General features: G+C 69.6%; 1 protein-coding gene. It reads left to right on the top strand.

The window, feature by feature from the left end:
- Positions 1 to 66: 66 nt before the first annotated feature.
- Positions 67 to 1,301, top strand: a protein-coding gene (locus FFS25_RS13265; RefSeq protein ID WP_100244787.1) for an IS3 family transposase whose coding sequence is annotated in 2 segments (ribosomal slippage) — positions 67 to 376 and positions 376 to 1,301 — 1,236 coding nt in all. Because the reading frame shifts where the segments join, the coding sequence is not laid out codon by codon here.
- Positions 1,302 to 1,340 lie beyond the last annotated feature (39 nt).

Raw genomic sequence — 1,340 nt, 5'->3', positions numbered from 1 at the left:
GGGGCTTAACCCCTGATCTTGGACACGCGGAATCCAGCACGATGCTGGGGAAGCGAGAATCCAAGGATGGCAAGGAAGAACTACACCGACGAGTTCCGTCGCCGGGCGGTGGACTTGTACGAGTCCACGCCGGGCGCGACGCTCAAGGGGATCGCGGCGGATCTGGGCGTGTCCCGGGGCTCGTTGAAGGAGTGGGTCGACAAGCTCGGCTCCGGGACCACGAGGACCGGGGAGGTGGTCGCTCCGGTCGCGGGGCGGTCGGAGTCGCAGGCGGCGAAGGTCAGGAGGCTGGAAGCCGAGCTGGCCGCAGCGCAAGCCGAGGCCCACAAGCTCGCGCAGGAGCGGGACATCCTCCGTCAGGCGGCGAAGTATTTCGCCGGGGAGACGAACTGGTGAACCGCTTCCAGTTCGTCGAGGACCACAAGGACGCCTGGGGCGTGAAGCGGTTGTGCGAGGTCGTCGAGGTCGCCCGGTCATCGTTCTACGCGTGGCTGGCCGCCGCGCCGACACGGGCAGCGAGAGCGGCGGCCGACGCGGCGCTGGTGGCGCGGATCCAGGTGCTGCAGGATCCCGCCCGGGGCGGGGACCGCGCCTACGGCGCGCCCCGGGTCACGGCCGACCTCAACGAGGGCACGACGCCCGGCGATCGGGTCAACCACAAGCGAGTAGCCCGCGTGATGCGCGAGCACGGCCTGGCCGGTATCCGGTTGCGCAAGCGCGTGAGGACCACGCTCCCGGACCAGTCCGGCAGGCGGTTCCCCGACCTGCTCGGCCGCGACTTCAGCATCGGCGTGCCGTGCCGCCGCTACGTCGGGGACATCACCTACCTGCCCATCGCCGACGGCACGAACCTCTACCTCGCGTCCTGCATCGATCTGGGCTCACGCAAGCTCGCCGGCTGGAGCATGGCCGATCACATGCGCACCGAGCTCGTCGAGGACGCGCTGAAGGCCGCCTGGCACGAGCGCGGGACGCTGGCCGGGACGGTGTTCCACTCCGACCACGGCGCCGTCTACACATCGAAGGCCTACGCGCAGCTCTGCACGGACCTGGGCGTGACGCAGTCGATGGGCGCGATCGGCTCCTCGGCCGACAACGCCCTCGCCGAGAGCTTCAACGCCGCCCTCAAACGCGAGCTGCTCGAGGGTCGGGCGGGGTTCCCCGACGCGCCGACGGCATACCGGGCCGTGTTCCGGTGGGCGAACCGTTACAACACCCGCAGGCGCCACTGCGCGATCGGCAACATCGCTCCGAACGCCTACGAAGCCGCCGCCTCCGCTACACTCCCGGAAGCGGCATAACCGAAATGACACCGTGTCCAAGATTCAGGGTCAAGGCCC

Source organism: Kocuria sp. 2SI (assembly GCF_005502825.1).
Classification (GTDB): Bacteria; Actinomycetota; Actinomycetes; order Actinomycetales; family Micrococcaceae; genus Kocuria; species Kocuria palustris.
Note: the sequence above shows the minus strand (reverse complement) of the source record. Positions and strands in the feature narration are given on the sequence as shown.